Genomic DNA, 17,836 nt, shown 5'->3' on the forward strand with positions numbered 1-17,836 from the left:
CAAGCCTCAGCTGATGCGTGCATGCACCCGCCGCAGCGTCCGCGCGATCATCCGGCGCGCGATCGGACGTGGTACCGACAAGCCACGCCAGCGCAGCGCACCCACCCGGAAGGTGGCGGTGGCGGTGGCCAGTACGTTGCCTGCCGGGTCAGTCAGCCAGCCACGCGTGAAGGCGATGCTCCCCTTGCTGTGCTCGACTTCGCCCCAACCGATGATGCGCCCTGGTCGTGCCGGACTGACGAAACTGGTCTTGGATTCCACCGTGACCGCGATGCGGTTGGCGGGCAGTGTGGCGTAGATCGCCGGCCCCATGCAGTCATCCAGCATCGCTGACAGGAAACCGCCCTGCACGTTGCCCATCGGGTTGGTCAGCATCGGCCCGGCGTCGAACTCGACATGGATGCGGCGCAGTGCGTCGTCGTAGTCGACGAATCGCCAGCCGAGCAGGGTGCCCGCCTGGGAGGGCGGCAGATCACCGTTGACCACGCTGTAGAAGATCGATTCGGGATTCATGGGAGCCTCGATGGAGGGATAGGAGGGAGCACGCATCAGGACAGTGCCAACAGGGCCAGCACGAATCCGATGACCGATAGCAGCACCACCGCGGCGCCGGCGGGCACCGGTGTACGCGCACCGGTGCGTCGCCGCACGCCGGAAGCGACCAGTAGCGGCGGTACGGTGGCGAACAGGCAGAACAGCTGGAAGGCCAGCAGTTGCGGCAGCGCGAAGTGTCCGCCGAAGAAGATCAGCCAGGCCAACATCACGCCGGCGCCGGCCAGTGCGATCCAACCGGCGCCGACCACGCGGATGAGTGCCATCAGCAGCAACTGCATGCGCGGTTCGACCTCCTTCCATGGCAGGCCCACGGCCTGGCCGTGGTAGGGCATGAAGTCCGAGCGTTTCAGGTAGGCCGCAGCAAACAGCGAGACAATGAAGAACGCCAACAGGTAGCAGCCGAACGCGAGCCAGGCGAACAGGTCCATGTGGGGGCCATGCGGTTGCGGAGGGGAGCCCCGGTGATGCCGGCGGCCATGCCGGATGCATCGCGAGGTTGCGCGATTCTCGGGCAATGCCCTGTTAGAGGCGTGTCGCGGCGTGGAGGACCGTTCCTCCATCCGCTGTTAACGCGGGTGTGGTGGTGAGGAATGCGTCACGCACGTGCCATGCGCCCTATCTCGTTTTCTGTGAAGAGGTCGCAACTGCCCATCCACGCTTCGGTCACCGCCCTGCGCAGACGCTGGGACTCCATCCGACGAGGGAAGACGACATGACCCAGCTCACCCTGCCTGAACTGTCCAGGAAAATGGCCGGCATCGATTTCACGATGCTGCAGACCCACGCCGGCGGAGAGATTGCCGGTCGTCCGATGAGCAACAACGGCGACGTGGACTATGACGGTGACAGCTGGTTCTTCACCACCGAAGACACCGACATGGTGCGCGAGATTGAAGCTGACCCCGCCGTCGCGTTGGGTTTTTCCGGCAGCAAGTCGCTGCTGGGCAAGCCACCGTTGTTCGTCCACGTGCAGGGCAGGGCAGCGCTGGTGCGCGACCGGGCCACGATGAGCCAGCACTGGGTGAAGGACCTGGAGCGATGGTTCGAACAGGGCGTGGATACACCGGGACTGGTGCTGATTCACGTGCGTGCCAGCCGCATCCACTACTGGGATGGCGAGGACGAGGGCGAAATCGTGATCTGAGCGGAACCGTGCAGCGCCCGGCGCATCGCGTTCCAGGGTCAGCAGTGCGCAGGGTGCGCTGCCGGATCCCCAAGATTGGCCAGCTCCGGTGCCAAGGCGTGTTCCACCGCACGCCGCAGCAGTGCCGGCGCGACATAGTGCCGGTGCCCGGCGTCGATCAGTGCCATGTACATGCCGCCGAACGCATTGAGGGTCTGCACGCGAGAGCCCAGGCTGATCTCGACATGTCCATCGCTACGCCGCTGCACGCGCACGCTGCTGCGGAAACGCAGGTGCCGATCGTCGGCGCCGAGCAGGACTTCGGCGTCGTTGTCCTGCGTATCGATGTGCGAATCCAGCACAGGAAATCGACCAGCGAACAACCGGCTGCGATCGGTGGACAGCAGTGACGACACCGGGCATCCCAGCGGCGACGTGCGCAACCGCAACGGCGCCACCAGTCGGTTTCGCAGCGCCATCAGATGGCCTACGCCACTGGGCGGATTGCGCAGGAAGCCGTCCAGTACATCGGCCAGCAGTGCCGACGCGGAACGGTGGACCACCTGCGAGGGTTCCAGGCACAGGGTGGTCAGGTCCTGGTAGTGGCTGTGCGGCAGCGCTGTGGGCAGCAGGCCATCGGTGGCGGCGGGCCGCGAACGGATGGGATAGGCCGGTGTGGCACGTTCGACGAACCCGCGCAGCGGCCGCATGGAGATGCGGCGCAGCGGGCCGAGCAGGGCACGGGTACGCGCGCAGAGGTGTGCGCACAGGCTGGGAGGCGCCGCCTGCAGCGACAGTTGCAACAGCGGGGCCGCCGCAAGCGAAGTGCCCGAAGGCCAGTGCGATTCCGGAAGCACCTCGGTCAGGCTGGGGATATCGGCGGCATTGCGTTGCACCTGTGCACGCGCCTGCTCGCTCATCGCGCCGGCCAGTTCATTGCTGTGGCAGGACAACGCGAACAGCGCTGGATGTGCAGGATGGTTCGACGCGAACTGGTGCCAGGTGCCGCCGCCGAAGCGCACGGTAAACAGGCAGTCCGGTGGGATGCGGATGCGCCGAAGCGTGCGCGCGAAGGCACCGGGATCTGTCGCCAGCTGCGTGTCGGAGGCGGTGGCGAAACGCAGCTCGGCTCCCGCGCTGCCGGCGATGGCGGTGAACATGCGCGGGCCTGCATGGCGATGAAACGGGTGGCCACCGGCACCGACGGTGAAGCTGTACAGCGAGGAGGCATCCCCGTGCTGCAGGTGCATGCCACCCAGTCGCGCCGAAGGTTCATCCAACGCATCGATGAATGCCGGGTGGTGGCGCTGACGCTGGCCGGCGTCACTCACCAGCGCGTCACCGGCACCGATGCCGAGCTGCGCGATCAGGGTGACTTCGGTCGGACTGCCGCCGTCCTGTGCCGGAAGCTGCACTGCTGGAAACGAACGGCGATCGCGGGTCGAACCAGGCATCGTCATGCTCCTTGGCGGGGCGGATCAGCGGGCGGGAGACTTGCGGCGGGCGCGGGCTTCACGCTTGAGCGGGCCGCCGACCGGGCAGACTTCGGCCGCCCACGAGAACAACGTGTTGGCCAAACGGTCGGGTACCTGCCTGAAGTACACGAACTGGCCGCGTTTTTCGCGTTCGATCAGTCCGGCTTCCTCGAGGATGCGCAGGTGGCTGGACAACGCCGGCTTGCTGAAGTCGAAGCGCTCGGCCAGCTCGCCCGCGCTGAGTTCGCCGGCACTGAGATAAGCCAGGATCTGCCGGCGGGCGGTGGAGGCAAGGGCTTCGAAGATGCGGTCCATGGCGAGCTAATTAACTAATTCGTTAACTAATACTCCTCCCGCCGGTGGCGGCTGTCAAGCCATGACCCATTGCGCGGCACGCCCGGGCTTTGCCATCCTCCCTGCTGTTTTCCGTAGCGTGGAATCCCGATGCGTCCTGCGTTCTGGCTGGCTTTGTCCCTGCTGCCCACCCTGGCGGCGGCGCAACCCGCGCGCACGCCCAAGGCCAAGGCTCCGGCGCAGGATCCCTTCAGCGAGTTGTTCGATACCGCCTGCATGCAGCACATCGGGGCCCCGGCGCGGTTGCAGTCGCTGATGGAATCCAATGAGCTGTCGCCGCTGCAGCCCGCCGAAGCCGCCACGCTGTTGCAGGGGCAATCGGGTGTGGCCTGGATGGTGCCCCTGGCCAGTGGCCGTTATGCGGTGAGCTGGGCTGACGATGGCACGTGCACGGTCTACGCCGAGAAGGCCGACGCGGCGGTCGTGCAGAAGGGATTCGCCCGGTTGGTGCAGGCCGCGCCGATGCCGTTGCAGGTGCGCTCGCTGCCGGGACGTGGGCCGCTGTCGGCCGATCAGGTGGCGATCCAGTACGGCTGGGCCACCCCGGGGCAGGGCAAGCTGCAGGTGCGCTTCCGCCTGGTCACGCAACAGGCCGCCGATGCCGGCGTGCAGGCGATGGCCTCTGCGACGCCGGGTGAGGCGATGCTGGAGCGGGGCGCGCCCGGGCCCTGACAGGAGCCACGCCTGCGGTTCAGCCTTTCACGCAGCGTGTGATATATCGTTTATCGATAAATCCATCCTGGGGCGGCGCGTCCACCCCAACACCGGAGGCCGCTTGACCGCTCGTCCCGCCCGCGCCAGACCCGCGCGAGGCCTGTTTGCCCTGGCCCAGGCCGCCGTACAGGCCGTCCGGGCGATGTGCTGGCTGGGCATCCTGGCCGCACTGCTGGCGGTGCCGCTGGTCGCCCACGACCGCCGCTGGCTGCTCGACAGCGTGCATGACGCCGAGGCCGCTGCCGCGCACGGCAATGATCTGTTCCTGCACTTCTGCCTGGGCCTGGGCGCGATCATCGCGCTGCTGGTGCTGTGCCTGCTGTTCCTGCGCCATCTGCTGAGGCTGCTGAAGTCGGCGGCGCGCGAGCGGCCGTTCACCCACGCCAATGCACGGCGCCTGCAGCGCATGGCCTGGCTGATGCTGGCAATGGAACTGCTGTCGATCCTGATCGGTGCCTATTCGGCCTGGATGGGCCCGGATTTCACCTGGATGGAGGTCGGCGGTGGCATGTCGATCACTGGCCTGGTGGCCGTGCTGATGCTGTTCGTGCTGGCGCGCGTCTTCGCCGTGGGCGCAGCGATGCGCGACGACCTCGACGGTGTCATCTGATGGCGATCGTCATCACCCTGGACCGCATGCTGCAGGCACGGGGCATGACCCTGTCCGAGCTGGCCGGGCGCATCGACATCACCCTGGCCAATCTGTCGATCCTGAAGACCGGCAAGGCGCGCGCCATCCGCTTTTCCACCCTTGATGCGATCTGCCGCGAGCTGCAGTGCACGCCCGGCGACCTGCTCGGGCACGACCCGGCGCAGGCACAGGACGCTGACTGAGCGGTCGCTCTTTTCCCTTACCTACTGACGAAACGGACCTGAAATGGAATGGTTGGCTGACCCCTCGATCTGGATGGGCCTTGCAACCCTGGTCGTGCTGGAGATCGTTCTCGGCATCGACAACCTGGTGTTCATCGCGATCCTTGCCGACAAGCTACCGCCGCACCAGCGTGACCGCGCGCGGGTAATCGGCCTGGCGCTGGCCTTGCTGATGCGGCTGGTGCTGCTGGCGGCGTTGGCGTGGATCATGAAATTGACCGAGCCGCTGCTGACGCTGTTCGACCACAGCTTCTCCGGGCGTGACCTGATCCTGTTGGGCGGTGGCCTGTTCCTGCTGTTCAAGGGCACCATGGAGCTGCACGAACGGCTGGAAGGCCGCGAACACCAAGAGGATGGCAAGAAGGTCTACGCCAGCTTCGCAATGGTGGTGGCACAGATCGTGGTGCTCGACGCGGTGTTCTCGCTGGACTCGGTGATCACCGCGGTGGGCATGGTCGACAACCTGGGCGTGATGTATGCCGCCGTGACCATCGCGATGGCGCTGATGCTGTTGGCCAGCAGGCCGCTGACGCGCTTCGTCAACAAGCATCCTACGGTGGTGGTGCTGTGCCTGGGCTTCCTGCTGATGATCGGTTTCAGCCTGGTGGCCGAGGGCCTGGGCTACAAGATTCCGAAGGGTTACCTGTACGCGGCGATTGCCTTCTCGATCCTGGTCGAGGCGTTCAACCAGTGGGTGCGTTTCAACCGTGAGCGCAACGAACGCCGCCAGCCGTTCCGCCAGCGCACCGCCGACGCCGTGCTGCGCATGCTGGGCGCGCGCCCGGCCAATGGCCACGACGACGAAAACGCGGACGAACACGTCGATGCCGAAGAGCGCCTGCAGCCGGCGGAGCACGAGATGATCCGCAGCGTGCTGGGGCTGGCCGATCGCCCGGTGTCGAGCGTGATGACGGTGCGTGCCGACGTGCAGTGGATCGACCTGGCCCGTGGGCAGGAGGATGTGGTGGCACGCCTGGTGGCGTCGCCACACACCCGCCTGCTGGTGGGTGATGGCGACCTGGACAGCCTGCGTGGCGTGGTGCAGAGCCGCGACCTGCTGGCCGACCTGCTGCAGGGCAGGCCGCTGCAGCTGGAGGGCAACCTGCGCGAGCCGCAGTACGTGCTGTCCAGTGCCAGCGCGCTGCAGGCGCTGGAACTGATCCGCCAGCACCCGGTGCCGTTGGCGGTGGCGGTGGACGAGTACGGCAGCGTGGAAGGCCTGGTGACCGCCAACGACCTGCTGGCGGCCATTGCCGGTGACCTGGTCGATACCCAGGACGCGCGCTATGGCGTGGTCGCGCAGGGCGAGGACCAATGGGAGGCCGACGGTGCCCTGACCCTGGACGACCTGCAGCGGCTGGCCGGCGTATCGCTGCCGCGCAGTGCCGACTACATGACCATCTCCGGCCTGGTGCTGGAGCGTCTGGGGCGCCTGCCGGACATCGGTGACGCGGTGGAGATTGCGGATGTTCGCATCACCGTACTGGCGATGGAGAAGCGTCGCATCGCCCGCCTGCGGGTGGAGCGCCTGGGGCATCCGTAGCGTCGAGCCATGCGCGATCGGGGTTCTGTAGCGTCGAGGCATGCTCGACGGCTTCCTGGGCAGCCGAGCATGGGCCCGGCTCTACACAACACGACCCGCAGCCGTCACCATGGCGGGCCCGATTTCTGTCATGGATGGTTGCAGTGCTGAGTACGATCGGTTTGTTGATGGGCCTGTATGTGGCCTGGCGCCTGTTCTGGCCACTGCGCATGCCTATCTGGATGAAGGTCGTGCTGTCGTTGCTGCTGGTGGGCGTGGCCGTGCAGCTGCGCATCGTCGCCACCTTCTGGGGCACGATGGCCTCGCCAGAGATCCCGAAGCTGGCCATCGCCGTTCTGGCCACCGGCTCCACGGCGGTACTGCTGCTCGCCTTGATGATGCTGGTACTGGATGCCGGCCTGCTGCTTTCGCGCCTGCTGCGTTGGCCGCGCATCGTATCGGTCCTGCGCGCCTCGAAGCTGCGGCCGTTGGCCGGCCTGCTGGCGCTGCTTGTGAGTGGCTATGGCATCAGCCAGGGCATGGCCGTGCCCCAGCCTCGGCAGATCGACGTGGCGATCAAGGATCTGCCTGCTGCGTTCGACGGCTATCGCGTGCTGCAGCTGACCGACATCCACGCCAGCCGCTTGCTGACCGGCGACTGGGTGCGCAAGGTTGTGGACAAGAGCAACGCACTGACACCGGACCTGATCGTGATCACTGGCGATCTGATCGACGGCAGTGTCGAGGCCCGCCGTGACGACGCGCGCCCGCTCGCGGACCTGCGGGCGCCGGACGGCGTCGTCGCCATCACCGGCAACCACGAGTACTACGCGCAGTACCAGGCGTGGATGCAGGCGTTCCGCGCGCTGCACATGCAGGTGCTGGAGAACAGCCATCTGCAGGTACGCCGTGATGACGCGGCGCTGACCATCGCCGGCGTCACCGATCCGGTGGCGGCACGCTATGGCCTGCCGCTGCCGGATCTGGAAACCGCGCTGGCCGGCGCCGATCCCTCTGCACCGGTGATCCTGCTCGATCACCGCCCGCGCAATGCGCGTGAAGCTGCCGCGCGCGGTGTGAAGCTGCAATTGTCCGGGCATACCCACGGCGGGCAGATCTTTGGTATGGACCAGTTGGTGAAACGAGCCAACGGCGGCTATGTCTCCGGCCGCTACGACGTGGACGGGATGACACTGTACGTGAGCAACGGTGCGGGCCTCTGGGCAGGTTTCCCGGCGCGCATCGGTGTGCCGTCGGAGATCACCCTGATCACGCTGCGCCGCGCGCCTTGACCTTAGGGGGTCAGATCCCTTTCCCTGCGGCAAAGGCATCTGACCCCGGCCCGTCAGGCCGCCCGCAGCGGCGGCCGCACATGCGCACTTCGGCGCAGCGCCTGCGCCCGCTTGGCAATCCAGCGCACCACGAAGGCGGTGAACAGCAGCGCCGACGGCACCGCATACCAGAAGTTGCCCGGAACGCGCTTGAAGTACGAGTAGGTAAACACCGCCGCAATGATCCACATGCCGGTGACGTGCAGGCGACGCCAGGCGGTGGGTCCCATGCGCCTGGCGAGCCCCCGGTGCGAGGTGATGGCCAGCGCCAGGATGGCAATGTAGCCCACCGTTCCCGGGAGGTTGGCCAGCGCGGATCGTGCTGGCCAGAACGCCGGGTTGAGGACGCCGAAACTGGTGATCGCGACTGCATGCAACAGGTGCGAGAACGCGAAGGACAGGCCGATGATGCGCCGTTCGCGCAGCAGGAAGCGGGTGAGCGGGCCGGGCAGAAGGCTGGCGAACGACGATGCCGTGAACGCTGCCAGGAACAGCAGGAACGATGTGCGCGCAGTGACCCGGATCGCGGCTCGGCTGCCTTCGGCTGCATCGGGATACAGGGCGAAGGCCGCCAGCGCGAAGGCGATCAGGACCACCGCTACGGCCACGAACAGGCGCCAGCCATGCAGGAAGGACGTGTTGGAAGGAGCCATGATGAGACCTCGAAGTAGGGGGACGGTAGTGCCGGCCGCTGGCCGGTCAAGGAAGGGGTAGTGCCGGCCGCTGGCCGGCCGAGGAACGGGTAGTGCCGGCCGCTGGCCGGCAACCTCAGAAAGCGGGCGATGCAACCAGCACGCCCGCCGCGCACAGCTCGCCCAGAACAGGCACGCAGGCCATGCGCAATGCGTCCGCTGCCACGCCATGTGTTTCGGACAGCAGCTGCAGTGCTTCATCCACCGACGCGCTGTCGTCACCGAACACCGACAGCAGCGCGTAGGCCAGCGGTGACAGTTCCTCGGTCTGCAGGCTGAAATCGGCGAGGCGCTGGATCACCAGCAGCGTGGGAGCCGTGCTCAACACCGGCTCCAGCGCCCCGTCCTCATGTACTGGCCACTGGTAGCCAAGCACCCGCACCAATGGCGAAACCGCCAGCACATCATTGCCTACGGGAGCGCGCTGCAGCGGCCGCCCGCCGTCACGCGCTTCAATGTGCAGCGACTGCTGCGTGCTCTCGTAGTGCGCCAGTTCCGCTGCCCAGCCCGGCAGCGCCAGCGTGTCCTGCACCGCCAGCCAGGCCGCGAACTCGCCCGCGATCCGTGGGAACAACGGCGTGCGGCAGGCGTGCCTCGCGTAGTAGTGCTCGACGGTGTTGCGCCAGCAGGCATCGCCCAGCTGCGACTTCAGCCGCGGCAGGCTGCCCGCCAACAGGCTGTCCAGACTGTCAATGCACAGGCGGCAGTAGACCGCCATCCGCCGCGCCTCGATGCCATCGGGTGCGGTCTTTGCAGGGTCGCGCACATGATCGGCCCAGCGCCGTTGCAGGGTAGCCAGCGACTCAGCCATGGGTCACCTCGGGCCAACGTGCCTCGGCCTGCGCCTGGCGGATCTGCCCGACCTCGGCCAGCAATTCGGCAAGCGGGGGGAAGTTGAAGTCGCGTTCGAGCAGCGTGGGGCGCACGCCCACCCGCGCATAGGCCTCGCGCAACAGTGCCCAGACCACGCCTTTCACCGGCGCACCATGGGTATCGATCTTGAAGCCATCGTCTTCATCGAAGTGGCCCGCTACGTGCAGCGAGGCGACGCGGTGGGCCGGCACGCGGGCCAGGAATTCGAAGGCGTCGTAGCCGTTGTTGCAGGCGTTGACGAAAACGTTGTTGACGTCCAGCAGCAGGTCGCAGTCGGCTTCGGCGAGCACGGCGTTGATGAAGTCGATCTCGCTCATGTCCGCGCCGGCAACGGCGTAGTAGGAGATGTTCTCCACGGCGATGCGTCGGCCCAGCATCTCCTGCACCTGGGCGATGCGACCGGCGACATGGTGAACGGCCTCGGGGGTGAACGGCAGCGGCAGCAGGTCGTAGACATGGCCGCCGGCGGCGCAGTAGCTCAGGTGTTCGCTGTACAGCTGCACTTGGTGCAGGTCGAGGAAGGCACGGGTCTGTGCCAGCAGGGTGCGGTCCAGCGGATCAGGACCGCCCAGCGACAGCGACAGGCCGTGGCAGGTCAAGGGGTGGCGGTCGCTGAGTTGGCGCAGCGCGTCGCCGTGTGCACCGCCGACGCCGATCCAGTTGTCGGGGGAGACTTCGAGGAAGTCGATGGCACCGGCCGGCATTGCCAGCAGTTCGTCGATCAGCCCACGGCGCAGGCCAAGGCCGGCGGCATTGAAGGGCAGGGGCAGGGACATGGCGGATGCTCCAGAGAAAGGGCGCCGCCCTGAAGGCGGCGCCGGGTGAACGTCGATCAATCGGCAACGCGGGAGAACAGGCCCTTCGGCATCGGCTTGCCGTTGGCGGTGTAGACGCTGCGCAGGTAGTCGTGCGCTTCCTGCTCGCTGATGTAACCGTCGTGGTCGGTGTCGATGCGGTCGAACTCGGCGGCGCGCTTGGCGGCCACAGCGTTGAACTCGGCACGCGAGACCTTGCCGTCGTGGTCGCGGTCAGTGCGGGCAAACGAGGCGTCGCCGCACTTGCCTTCGCCACACTGGCCCTCGGCCACCTTGGCCTTGTCGGCGGGCTTGCCGGTGGTGGCCTTGTTGGCCCCGCACTTGCCTTCACCGCACTTGCCTTCGGCGGCGGCGCTCATGGCCACCGCGCTGATCGCCAGCGGTTGGATCGCCGCGGCCTGGCCGGCCAGCAGCAGGCCACCGGCCAGGGCAATGCCGATGGCACCGATGCGCGGCAGGCGGGAGGAGGGGGTGTTCCTGGTCGAGATGGACATGGTGATGACTCCTTGGGAAAGCACGCGGGGCGTGCGGGATGGACGCCGCCGAGGAGGCGACGGAAAGCGAAAGGCGCGGGAACAGGGGATTCAGCTCAGGCGGCGTGGCGACGGCGCAGCAGATGGCCCAGCAGCAGCACGCCGCCGAGCAGGGCACCGCCGAAGCCGATGCCGGGCAGCAGCGCGGCAACCGGCAGCAGCAGGGCGATCAGGCTGACGCCCCAGCCCAGGCCGTCATTGCCGACAGGGGCATGCTGTGAGCCGGCCAACAGCCGGTCCACGCTGAGCGCGCCACCGCCGTTGAGGATCAGCGGCAGCAACATGGCCAGGAACAGTAGCGGCAGCTTGAAGTTGCCGTAGCCCTGGTCGGTGATCGCGTAGCCCTGCCAGAGTTCACCCAGGCCGTTCCATTGGTCGGGCCAGTGCACGGCGGCGATGGCAACGATGGTGAGGACCCAGAAGACGTAGGCCACCGAGCGCGTGGCCAGGCCGAGCAGCAGCATCACCGCGCCCACCAGTTCCAGCCAGGTCGCCAGCTGCCAGTTCAGCGACGCGGGCAGGGCGGAGAACGGGAACGGGAAGCGGCCTTCCAGGTCGGCGAACCAGTTCTGGTCGCCCAGCTTCTCGCGGCCGGATTCAAAGAACTCCCAGGCCAGCAGGGTGCGCAGCGCCAATGGCGAGAGCCAGCGGCCGACCGCATCCAGGCGGGGGGTATACACGGAAGAGGCGGTGCTGATCATGGTGGTGTCCTGCGGGCCAGTGGTCGATGGAGGCCATTCCAGGCGGCGCAGGTATCGGCAACGTGTGCCGTTGCCCGGGGTTTTGTCAGCGACTGTGGTCGCGGCCGGGGTTTCGTACAGTCAGATACAAAGACGATGCGTTGACGCACATCGGGGCGTTGCGCGCCCGCGTGCGGGGAGCGATATTCACCCGAAAGCGCCCAGCCAGGACCGGCGCGCGAATGTATCCCACTGTAGAAACCCGCCTGCGCCCTACAGTCCGGTACAACTCCGCGCAGCGGAGAAACAGCGGTGATACACCGGCAGGCGGAAATGGCCATTCCCAACACCGGAGTGCCACCCATGATCCGTACCTCGTTGCTTGCCGCTGCTCTCGCCCTTGCCGGCGCAGCCGTCCCCGCCTTCGCTAGCCAGGTCGATACCGCTGCACCGCCCACCGTCATCCTGGTGCACGGCGCCTTCGCCGATGGCTCCAGCTGGAGCAAGGTCATCAGTACCCTGCATGACTGGAAGCTGCCGGCGGTGGCCGTACAGAATCCGCTCACCTCGTTGGCCGACGACGTCGCCGCCACCCGTCGTGCGATTGCCGCTGCGCCTGGCAAGGTGGTGCTGGTCGGCCACAGCTGGGGTGGCACGGTCATCACCGAAGCGGGCAATGACCCGAAGGTGCAGGCGCTGGTGTACGTGGCGGCGTTCGCACCGGATGCAGGGCAATCTTCGGCGCAACAGGGCGAAGGTTTCCCGGTCGGTCCGGGTCTGGCCCGACTGCAGGAAAGGGACGGCTACCTGACCTTGCCGGCTGATGCCATCGCCCAGGACTTCGCGCCGGACGTGATGAAAAAATCGGCCGCACTGCTGTACAGCACGCAGGTCCCGTTGAAGGCCAGCGCTCTGGGCGAGGTGGTGAACGTTGCGGCGTGGCGCAGCAAGCCGAGCTGGTACGTGCTCAGCCGCGATGACCGCATGCTGTCGCCGCAGCTGCAGGCCGCGACCGCACGTCGCATCGGTGCACAGCTGCAATCGATCGGCAGCAGCCATGTGTCGCTGCTTTCGCATCCGGCGCAGGTGGCCGACAGCATCCTGGAAGCGGCGGGGGTGAAGCCGGCGGAACTGCCGCTGGCCGAGCAGGGGGGCTGAGCGATGGCCGCACTGCGAGGGTACGCATTGCCGCTGTTGCTGGCCCTGCTGGGCGGAGCGGCGTTGTTGCTGGCATGGCCCGGCGCGGATGCCGGCGCGCAACCGCTCGATGCAGAACCGATGGCCGGGTTCGACGGTGGCGGGCCCTGGCACAACAGCCCACCGCTCACACTGAAGCAGTTGCGGGGGCAGGTGGTGCTGGTCGAGTTCTGGACCTACACCTGCCGCAACTGCCTCAACGTTGCGCCGCATGTCCACCAGTGGCATGCACGCTACGCGTCGCGGGGCCTGAGGGTGATCGGCGTGCATACGCCGGAGTTCGCCTATGAAGGGCTGCCCGGCAACGTGCGCAAGGCCATCGCACGGTTGGACATCACCTGGCCGGTGGTGCAGGACAACCAGTACCGGATCTGGAACGCCTGGCGCAACCGCTTCTGGCCCGCGCTGTACCTGCTCGACCGTCAGGGGCGGGTGGTCTACCGCCATTACGGCGAGGGCGACTACGCACGTACCGAAAGCGAGATCCAGCGCCTGCTGGCCAGTCCCTGAGCCGCGCTACCATGGCCGCGCAGCGCGGCCCTGACCTCCGTCTTCATCGAGAACGCAATGAACCACGTACCGCATATCCTGGTCGTCGACGATGACAGCGAGATCCGCCAGATGCTGGCCGATTACCTGCAGCGCAACGGCCTGCGCGTGAGCCAGGCCGACGGTGGCCGGGCCATGCGCGCGCTGATGGATACCCATGCCGTGGATCTGGTGGTGCTGGACGTGATGATGCCGGGCGAGGACGGCCTGAGCCTGTGCCGCAACCTGCGCGCCGGCAAGCATCGTGCGGTGCCGGTGGTGCTGCTGACCGCCCGCGACGACGAGACCGACCGCATCATCGGCCTGGAAATGGGCGCTGATGACTATGTGACCAAGCCCTTCTCTTCGCGCGAACTGCTGGCACGCATCAATGCGGTGATCCGCCGCACGCAGATGCTGCCGCCAAATCTGCAGGTGAGCGAAGCAGGTCGCCAGCTGGCCTTCGGCGAGTGGCGCCTGGACACCACCGCACGCCATCTGCTGGATGCGCAGGACACCGCGCATCCGCTCAGTGGCGCCGAGTTCCGCCTGTTGCGCGTGTTCCTCGATCACGCCAATCGGGTGCTCAGCCGTGACCAGCTGCTCAGCCTCACCCAGGGCCGCGATGCCGAACTGTTCGACCGCTCGATCGATCTGCTGGTCAGCCGCGTGCGGCAGCGCCTGGGTGACGACGCACGCGAGCCGACCTACATCAAGACCGTGCGCAGCGAAGGCTATGTGTTCAGCCTGCCGGTGCAGTTGCTGGGGCCGGACGAATGAACACCACCGCACACCGCCCACGCTGGCCGCGCACGCTGTCGGCGCGGCTGCTGCTGGTGCTGCTGGGCGGACTGACCCTGGCCCACGCACTGTCCTTCGGCCTGCTGTTCTTCGAACGCTACCAGTCCACCCGCAGCATGATGCTGCGCAACCTGGACGAAGACGTGGCCGTGAGTGTCGCGCTGCTGGAACACCTGCCCGCAGGCCAGCGCGCGGCCTGGGTGCCGCGGCTGGAGCGGCGCACCTACCGTTACCTGCTGCGCCCGGCTGCGGCTGGGCCGGGACTGCAGACCGATCGTGCACGCCAGGTCACCGCGATCATCGACGACAGCCTGCAGCGCCGCTATCCGTTGCAGGCGCGCCAGGTGGCTCGCCTGCCGGAGCGGTTCGAGGTGGAACTGCGCCTGCACGACGGCACCCCCTTGACCATCGAAGTCACCCCGTCGGGCCTGCCGCTGGCGCGCTGGCTGCCCGCCGTGTTGCTGGTGCAGCTCGCGCTGCTGCTGGTGTGCGCGTGGCTGGCGGTGCGCCTGGCCATGCGCCCGCTGCAGCAGCTGTCGCATGCGGTGGAGCATCTGCAGCCGGGCAAGGACGGGCCCGAACTGCCTGAAGATGGCCCGGCGGAAGTGGGCGGCGCGGCGGCCGCGCTCAACGCACTGCAGGCACGCATTCGTGGCCATGTCAGTGAGCGCCTGCAGATCCTGGCCGCGATCTCGCATGACCTGCAGACCCCCATCACGCGCATGAAGCTTCGGGTGGAGACCCTGCCTGAAGACAGCACCCAGCAGCGGTTGCTGGACGACCTCGACCATCTGGGTCAACTGGTGCGTGAGGGCGTGGCCTATGCGCGCAGCAGCCACGTCGCCAGTGGCGCACCGGTGTCGATGGACCTGGGCGCGTTCCTGGCCAGTGTGGTGGGCGATTACGAGGACATGGGCAAGCCGGTCAGCGGTGTTGCGCCCGCTGGACTGGTCGTGCAGACCTGGCCGCAGCCGCTGCGCCGGGTGGTCGGCAATCTGGTCGACAACGCGTTGCGTTACGCGGGTGCCGCCGAGGTCGAGGCGGGCCGTGATGACGCCGGCAGAGTGTGGATCAGCATTTCCGACCGTGGCCCTGGCATTCCCGAGGACCAGCTGCAGGCAGTGCTGGCGCCGTTCCATCGGCTGGAAAGCTCGCGCAACCGCGATACCGGCGGCACTGGCCTGGGCCTGGCCATCGCGGTGCAGCTGGCACAGTCGCTGGGCGGCTCGCTGACGTTGCACAACCGCGAGGGCGGCGGCCTGCGGGCGGAACTGCAGCTGCCGGTGTAACGGGCGGCGTCGGATCCCTTTGCGGGAGCGAAGGGCGCTGACCCCGATGTGGGATCTGCGACGTTCCTGCACGGCTTCGGGATCGGCGATCATCTGCCGGGAGTGTCGAAACCAGGAAACACGCAATGCAGGGAACGCAGCATTCAATCCGGCGCCCGCGCCACGTCGCGCTGCTGGTCGGTCTACTCGCGCTGGCGGCCTGCCAGCGCGCACCAGACGTACCGGCCGACGCGCCCGCAGCGGCCGCACCACTTGCCGCCCCGGCCACCGCAACAGACCTCTCTCCGCTGCTCGATGCCCTGCCGACCTGCGCGCTGGAAGGCTGGTACATCGATCTGCAGACCGACCGCCCGGCCGACCCCTGGCTGGCCACGAATGCACCGAAGCCCTGCAAGGAAGATGAGGAGAACGAGATCGCCACGTTCTGCGTGCAGGGGCAGTGGAAGGGACTGCCGGTGGAGGAGGTGATCCTGCCGACGATGACCTTCGTCTCGTTCCGTGGCGCGAAGATCGGCCTGCCGCTGGAGAAGGCACGTCCCATCGTCCGCCAGCGTTTCGGCCAGGAATTCCCGGGTGGTGTGGCTTACGAGGAGGGCCGCGAGCCGAAGCTGCTGGCCGACCCGGAGGATGCGCAGCGTTCGTGGCTGCTGTGCAGCACGCCGGAACCGGGAGACAATCTGGGCAGCCAGGCAGGCGTCAGCTACTCGGGCATGAACCTGCCCTACGACCACGACGGTTGCAGCTACCGCTACAGCCCGGTCGACTTCTGCGATGCGCCGCACCGGGCCGCCATCGAAGATGCCCTCCAGCATCAGAAACCCAATTTCAACGAGCACTACCTGCTGGTGCAGGTCGATGATCGACCCGAGTACTTCCAGCGCACGCTGGTGTTGGTCGATACCCGCACGGGCAGGGCGACGCCACTGCCGTTCGATGCCTTCACCGGGCCGGCGGGGAAGGGCGGTGATGCTACCGGCTACGGGACACTGGAAACGGGCGTGGACCAGCCGCAGTTCTGCCTCGATGGCGCGTTGCTGGTCTACCGCGTGTTCGAGGAGGGGCGCTTCTGCTTCGGCTTTGACGGCGAGCGTTTCACCGGCCATGAAACCCAGTACATGCAGGCAGCGGACAGCCGATGACCGGTATTTCACCCCGTCCATGCCACGCTGCGCGGAACCTGCGCAACCGGGATCGAGGCTGTTGAAGGCGAATACGCAATGACCGCGGCGCGGCAGCGCTCGATGTGGGTGGCGGGCCTGTCCACGGTAGTGGAGTGGTACGACTTCACCCTGTACCTGTATTTCGCCACTGTGCTGTCGCGGGTGTTCTTCGGCGGCGGCGAACAGGCGCTGCTGGTCACGCTGGCCGGCTTCGCGGTGTCCTACCTGATGCGCCCGCTGGGCGCGCTGTGCTTCGGCCACCTTGGCGACCGCCTGGGCCGGCGCTGGATGCTGCTGGCTTCGATGGCGTTGATGGCGGCGGCAATGCTGGCCACTGCGCTGCTGCCAACCGCGGCCACCGCAGGCACCACGGCGGGCGTACTGCTGCTGGTACTGCGCTGCGTGATGGCGTTTTCGGTGGGCGGCGAGTACACCGGCGTGGTGGCGTACCTGCTGGAAAGCGCACCGGCGCGGCGACGCGGCCTGGTGACCTCGCTGGCTTCGGCCGCCAGCGAGGTGGGTGCGCTGCTGGCGGTGGCGATCTCTGCGGTTACCGTGGCGCTGCTCGCGCCCGCGCAGCTGGACAGCTGGGGCTGGCGTATTCCGTTCTTCGTTGGCGCGGCGCTGGCACTGGTGATCCTGGTCGCACGCTCGGGCATGCACGAGTCGCCGGAGTTCGAGCGTCAGCGCCGTGAGGGCAGCATTCCGGCCACGCCGCTTCGCCATGTCCTGCGCAACCATCCGCTGGCGGTGGCGCGCACGTTCGCGATCTCGGCGCTGGGCTCGATTACTTACTACGTCGGCATCACCTATGTGCCCGCATTCCTGCATGCGCGGGGCCACGATGAGGGCGATGCGCTGTGGCTGTCGACGATTGCGGCAGTGGCGGTGATCGCGATCACGCCCCTGTGCGGCGCATTGTCCGACCGTGTCGGACGACGGCCGGTGCTGTTGGGCCTGACCGTGCTGGCAGCGCTGCTGCCGCTGTCCTTGTTCGCGTGGATGGCGCAGGCGACGCCGCTGGGCATCGCGCTGGCCGCGGTGTTGCTGGCCTGCGTGGCCGGTGGCGTGAGCGCGGTGGCGGCCCCGGCCACGGCCGAGCAGTTCCCCGGCGAAGGGCGGGTGAGTGGGCTGGCACTGGGCGTGACCATGGCCACGGCCTTCTTCGGCGGGGCAACGCCATGGCTGGCGCAATGGTGGGTGGAACGCAGCGGCTGGGCGGCGGCGCCGGGCGCGATGATCGCGCTGGTGGCGGTGCTGGTGCTGCCGGTGCTGTGGACCCTGCCCGAGACGGTCCCGGGCAGGGCCAAGCGCTAGCGGG

At 67.5% G+C, this 17,836-nt stretch carries 21 protein-coding genes; 12 read left to right on the forward strand and 9 right to left on the reverse strand.

The window, feature by feature from the left end:
• Positions 1 to 6 precede the first annotated feature (6 nt).
• Positions 7 to 513 carry a PaaI family thioesterase gene (locus AC5P6X_RS07465; RefSeq protein WP_099605567.1) on the reverse strand — a complete coding sequence of 169 codons (507 nt, stop codon included), beginning with the start codon at positions 511 to 513 and terminating at the stop codon, positions 7 to 9.
• Positions 514 to 548: 35 nt separating this feature from the next.
• On the reverse strand, positions 549 to 983 hold the full coding sequence (locus AC5P6X_RS07470; RefSeq protein ID WP_049448672.1) for a hypothetical protein: 435 nt from the start codon (positions 981 to 983) through the stop codon (positions 549 to 551).
• A 284-nt stretch (positions 984 to 1,267) separates the two neighbouring features.
• On the opposite strand from AC5P6X_RS07470, the gene AC5P6X_RS07475 reads away from it, so the two are divergent.
• A complete protein-coding gene (locus AC5P6X_RS07475) occupies positions 1,268 to 1,699 on the forward strand; it encodes a pyridoxamine 5'-phosphate oxidase family protein (protein WP_005412573.1) in 432 nt (143 codons plus the stop codon).
• A 38-nt stretch (positions 1,700 to 1,737) separates the two neighbouring features.
• Here the strand turns inward: AC5P6X_RS07475 and AC5P6X_RS07480 are convergent, their stop codons facing one another.
• Entirely contained in the window at positions 1,738 to 3,132 is a 1,395-nt protein-coding gene (locus AC5P6X_RS07480; RefSeq protein ID WP_049448674.1) for a DUF2867 domain-containing protein, read from the reverse strand.
• A gap of 24 nt (positions 3,133 to 3,156) precedes the next feature.
• A complete protein-coding gene (locus AC5P6X_RS07485) occupies positions 3,157 to 3,468 on the reverse strand; it encodes a metalloregulator ArsR/SmtB family transcription factor (protein WP_004147836.1) in 312 nt (103 codons plus the stop codon).
• Between the two features lie 129 nt (positions 3,469 to 3,597).
• Between AC5P6X_RS07485 and AC5P6X_RS07490 the strand changes: the two genes are divergently transcribed.
• The 5 genes from AC5P6X_RS07490 to AC5P6X_RS07510 all read left to right on the forward strand — a co-directional run bounded on the left by AC5P6X_RS07490 (position 3,598) and on the right by AC5P6X_RS07510 (position 7,908).
• Complete coding sequence (locus AC5P6X_RS07490) at positions 3,598 to 4,179, forward strand: NMCC_0638 family (lipo)protein (RefSeq protein WP_088436903.1); 582 nt, start codon at positions 3,598 to 3,600, stop codon at positions 4,177 to 4,179.
• A 184-nt stretch (positions 4,180 to 4,363) separates the two neighbouring features.
• Positions 4,364 to 4,831 (forward strand): DUF2975 domain-containing protein, encoded by a 468-nt coding sequence (locus tag AC5P6X_RS07495; RefSeq protein WP_005412578.1) that lies wholly within the window; start codon positions 4,364 to 4,366, stop codon positions 4,829 to 4,831.
• The gene (locus tag AC5P6X_RS07500) at positions 4,831 to 5,055 is read left to right on the forward strand and encodes a helix-turn-helix domain-containing protein (RefSeq protein ID WP_012479411.1); all 225 of its coding nucleotides are present in this window, start codon (positions 4,831 to 4,833) and stop codon (positions 5,053 to 5,055) included. Before AC5P6X_RS07495 ends, AC5P6X_RS07500 begins: the two co-directional genes overlap by 1 nt.
• Positions 5,056 to 5,098: 43 nt before the next feature.
• Positions 5,099 to 6,637 (forward strand): TerC family protein, encoded by a 1,539-nt coding sequence (locus AC5P6X_RS07505; protein ID WP_088436904.1) that lies wholly within the window; start codon positions 5,099 to 5,101, stop codon positions 6,635 to 6,637.
• Between the two features lie 134 nt (positions 6,638 to 6,771).
• Positions 6,772 to 7,908 (forward strand): metallophosphoesterase, encoded by a 1,137-nt coding sequence (locus AC5P6X_RS07510; RefSeq protein ID WP_088436905.1) that lies wholly within the window; start codon positions 6,772 to 6,774, stop codon positions 7,906 to 7,908.
• Between the two features lie 53 nt (positions 7,909 to 7,961).
• Here the strand turns inward: AC5P6X_RS07510 and AC5P6X_RS07515 are convergent, their stop codons facing one another.
• The 5 genes from AC5P6X_RS07515 to AC5P6X_RS07535 form a co-directional block, all read right to left on the reverse strand.
• Complete coding sequence (locus AC5P6X_RS07515) at positions 7,962 to 8,600, reverse strand: ferric reductase-like transmembrane domain-containing protein (RefSeq protein ID WP_049448683.1); 639 nt, start codon at positions 8,598 to 8,600, stop codon at positions 7,962 to 7,964.
• A 115-nt stretch (positions 8,601 to 8,715) separates the two neighbouring features.
• On the reverse strand, positions 8,716 to 9,450 hold the full coding sequence (locus tag AC5P6X_RS07520) for an HvfC family RiPP maturation protein (RefSeq protein ID WP_088436906.1): 735 nt from the start codon (positions 9,448 to 9,450) through the stop codon (positions 8,716 to 8,718).
• The gene (locus AC5P6X_RS07525; protein WP_088436907.1) at positions 9,443 to 10,288 is read right to left on the reverse strand and encodes an HvfB family MNIO-type RiPP peptide maturase; all 846 of its coding nucleotides are present in this window, start codon (positions 10,286 to 10,288) and stop codon (positions 9,443 to 9,445) included. The genes AC5P6X_RS07520 and AC5P6X_RS07525 overlap by 8 nt, the downstream gene beginning before the upstream one ends.
• A gap of 56 nt (positions 10,289 to 10,344) precedes the next feature.
• Positions 10,345 to 10,821 carry an HvfA family oxazolone/thioamide-modified RiPP metallophore gene (locus AC5P6X_RS07530; protein WP_088436908.1) on the reverse strand — a complete coding sequence of 159 codons (477 nt, stop codon included), beginning with the start codon at positions 10,819 to 10,821 and terminating at the stop codon, positions 10,345 to 10,347.
• A gap of 95 nt (positions 10,822 to 10,916) precedes the next feature.
• Positions 10,917 to 11,561 carry an HvfX family Cu-binding RiPP maturation protein gene (locus AC5P6X_RS07535; RefSeq protein ID WP_108270285.1) on the reverse strand — a complete coding sequence of 215 codons (645 nt, stop codon included), beginning with the start codon at positions 11,559 to 11,561 and terminating at the stop codon, positions 10,917 to 10,919.
• Positions 11,562 to 11,903: 342 nt separating this feature from the next.
• Between AC5P6X_RS07535 and AC5P6X_RS07540 the strand changes: the two genes are divergently transcribed.
• The 6 genes from AC5P6X_RS07540 to AC5P6X_RS07565 all read left to right on the forward strand — a co-directional run bounded on the left by AC5P6X_RS07540 (position 11,904) and on the right by AC5P6X_RS07565 (position 17,832).
• The gene (locus AC5P6X_RS07540; RefSeq protein WP_044569642.1) at positions 11,904 to 12,698 is read left to right on the forward strand and encodes an alpha/beta fold hydrolase; all 795 of its coding nucleotides are present in this window, start codon (positions 11,904 to 11,906) and stop codon (positions 12,696 to 12,698) included.
• A 3-nt stretch (positions 12,699 to 12,701) separates the two neighbouring features.
• Positions 12,702 to 13,247 carry a redoxin family protein gene (locus AC5P6X_RS07545; protein ID WP_108270284.1) on the forward strand — a complete coding sequence of 182 codons (546 nt, stop codon included), beginning with the start codon at positions 12,702 to 12,704 and terminating at the stop codon, positions 13,245 to 13,247.
• A 57-nt stretch (positions 13,248 to 13,304) separates the two neighbouring features.
• A complete protein-coding gene (locus AC5P6X_RS07550) occupies positions 13,305 to 14,045 on the forward strand; it encodes a response regulator (RefSeq protein ID WP_049448695.1) in 741 nt (246 codons plus the stop codon).
• Entirely contained in the window at positions 14,042 to 15,355 is a 1,314-nt protein-coding gene (locus AC5P6X_RS07555; protein ID WP_108270283.1) for a sensor histidine kinase, read from the forward strand. The genes AC5P6X_RS07550 and AC5P6X_RS07555 overlap by 4 nt, the downstream gene beginning before the upstream one ends.
• A gap of 125 nt (positions 15,356 to 15,480) precedes the next feature.
• The gene (locus tag AC5P6X_RS07560; protein ID WP_049448699.1) at positions 15,481 to 16,494 is read left to right on the forward strand and encodes a hypothetical protein; all 1,014 of its coding nucleotides are present in this window, start codon (positions 15,481 to 15,483) and stop codon (positions 16,492 to 16,494) included.
• Positions 16,495 to 16,572: 78 nt separating this feature from the next.
• Positions 16,573 to 17,832, forward strand: a complete 1,260-nt coding sequence (locus tag AC5P6X_RS07565) for an MFS transporter (RefSeq protein ID WP_329756695.1) — start codon at positions 16,573 to 16,575, stop codon at positions 17,830 to 17,832.
• Positions 17,833 to 17,836: the final 4 nt, after the last annotated feature.

It is taken from the genome of Stenotrophomonas sp. YJH_SMC_40 (assembly GCF_059368615.1).

What these genes read in the sequence shown, in the direction of transcription:
- AC5P6X_RS07465 (WP_099605567.1), bottom strand. Translation starts at nt 513, where the DNA reads ATGAATCCCGAATCGATCTTCTACAGCGTGGTCAACGGTGATCTGCCG.
- AC5P6X_RS07470 (WP_049448672.1), bottom strand. Translation starts at nt 983, where the DNA reads ATGGACCTGTTCGCCTGGCTCGCGTTCGGCTGCTACCTGTTGGCGTTC.
- AC5P6X_RS07475 (WP_005412573.1), top strand. Translation starts at nt 1,268, where the DNA reads ATGACCCAGCTCACCCTGCCTGAACTGTCCAGGAAAATGGCCGGCATC.
- AC5P6X_RS07480 (WP_049448674.1), bottom strand. Translation starts at nt 3,132, where the DNA reads ATGCCTGGTTCGACCCGCGATCGCCGTTCGTTTCCAGCAGTGCAGCTT.
- AC5P6X_RS07485 (WP_004147836.1), bottom strand. Translation starts at nt 3,468, where the DNA reads ATGGACCGCATCTTCGAAGCCCTTGCCTCCACCGCCCGCCGGCAGATC.
- AC5P6X_RS07490 (WP_088436903.1), top strand. Translation starts at nt 3,598, where the DNA reads ATGCGTCCTGCGTTCTGGCTGGCTTTGTCCCTGCTGCCCACCCTGGCG.
- AC5P6X_RS07495 (WP_005412578.1), top strand. Translation starts at nt 4,364, where the DNA reads ATGTGCTGGCTGGGCATCCTGGCCGCACTGCTGGCGGTGCCGCTGGTC.
- AC5P6X_RS07500 (WP_012479411.1), top strand. Translation starts at nt 4,831, where the DNA reads ATGGCGATCGTCATCACCCTGGACCGCATGCTGCAGGCACGGGGCATG.
- AC5P6X_RS07505 (WP_088436904.1), top strand. Translation starts at nt 5,099, where the DNA reads ATGGAATGGTTGGCTGACCCCTCGATCTGGATGGGCCTTGCAACCCTG.
- AC5P6X_RS07510 (WP_088436905.1), top strand. Translation starts at nt 6,772, where the DNA reads ATGGTTGCAGTGCTGAGTACGATCGGTTTGTTGATGGGCCTGTATGTG.
- AC5P6X_RS07515 (WP_049448683.1), bottom strand. Translation starts at nt 8,600, where the DNA reads ATGGCTCCTTCCAACACGTCCTTCCTGCATGGCTGGCGCCTGTTCGTG.
- AC5P6X_RS07520 (WP_088436906.1), bottom strand. Translation starts at nt 9,450, where the DNA reads ATGGCTGAGTCGCTGGCTACCCTGCAACGGCGCTGGGCCGATCATGTG.
- AC5P6X_RS07525 (WP_088436907.1), bottom strand. Translation starts at nt 10,288, where the DNA reads ATGTCCCTGCCCCTGCCCTTCAATGCCGCCGGCCTTGGCCTGCGCCGT.
- AC5P6X_RS07530 (WP_088436908.1), bottom strand. Translation starts at nt 10,821, where the DNA reads ATGTCCATCTCGACCAGGAACACCCCCTCCTCCCGCCTGCCGCGCATC.
- AC5P6X_RS07535 (WP_108270285.1), bottom strand. Translation starts at nt 11,561, where the DNA reads ATGATCAGCACCGCCTCTTCCGTGTATACCCCCCGCCTGGATGCGGTC.
- AC5P6X_RS07540 (WP_044569642.1), top strand. Translation starts at nt 11,904, where the DNA reads ATGATCCGTACCTCGTTGCTTGCCGCTGCTCTCGCCCTTGCCGGCGCA.
- AC5P6X_RS07545 (WP_108270284.1), top strand. Translation starts at nt 12,702, where the DNA reads ATGGCCGCACTGCGAGGGTACGCATTGCCGCTGTTGCTGGCCCTGCTG.
- AC5P6X_RS07550 (WP_049448695.1), top strand. Translation starts at nt 13,305, where the DNA reads ATGAACCACGTACCGCATATCCTGGTCGTCGACGATGACAGCGAGATC.
- AC5P6X_RS07555 (WP_108270283.1), top strand. Translation starts at nt 14,042, where the DNA reads ATGAACACCACCGCACACCGCCCACGCTGGCCGCGCACGCTGTCGGCG.
- AC5P6X_RS07560 (WP_049448699.1), top strand. Translation starts at nt 15,481, where the DNA reads ATGCAGGGAACGCAGCATTCAATCCGGCGCCCGCGCCACGTCGCGCTG.
- AC5P6X_RS07565 (WP_329756695.1), top strand. Translation starts at nt 16,573, where the DNA reads ATGACCGCGGCGCGGCAGCGCTCGATGTGGGTGGCGGGCCTGTCCACG.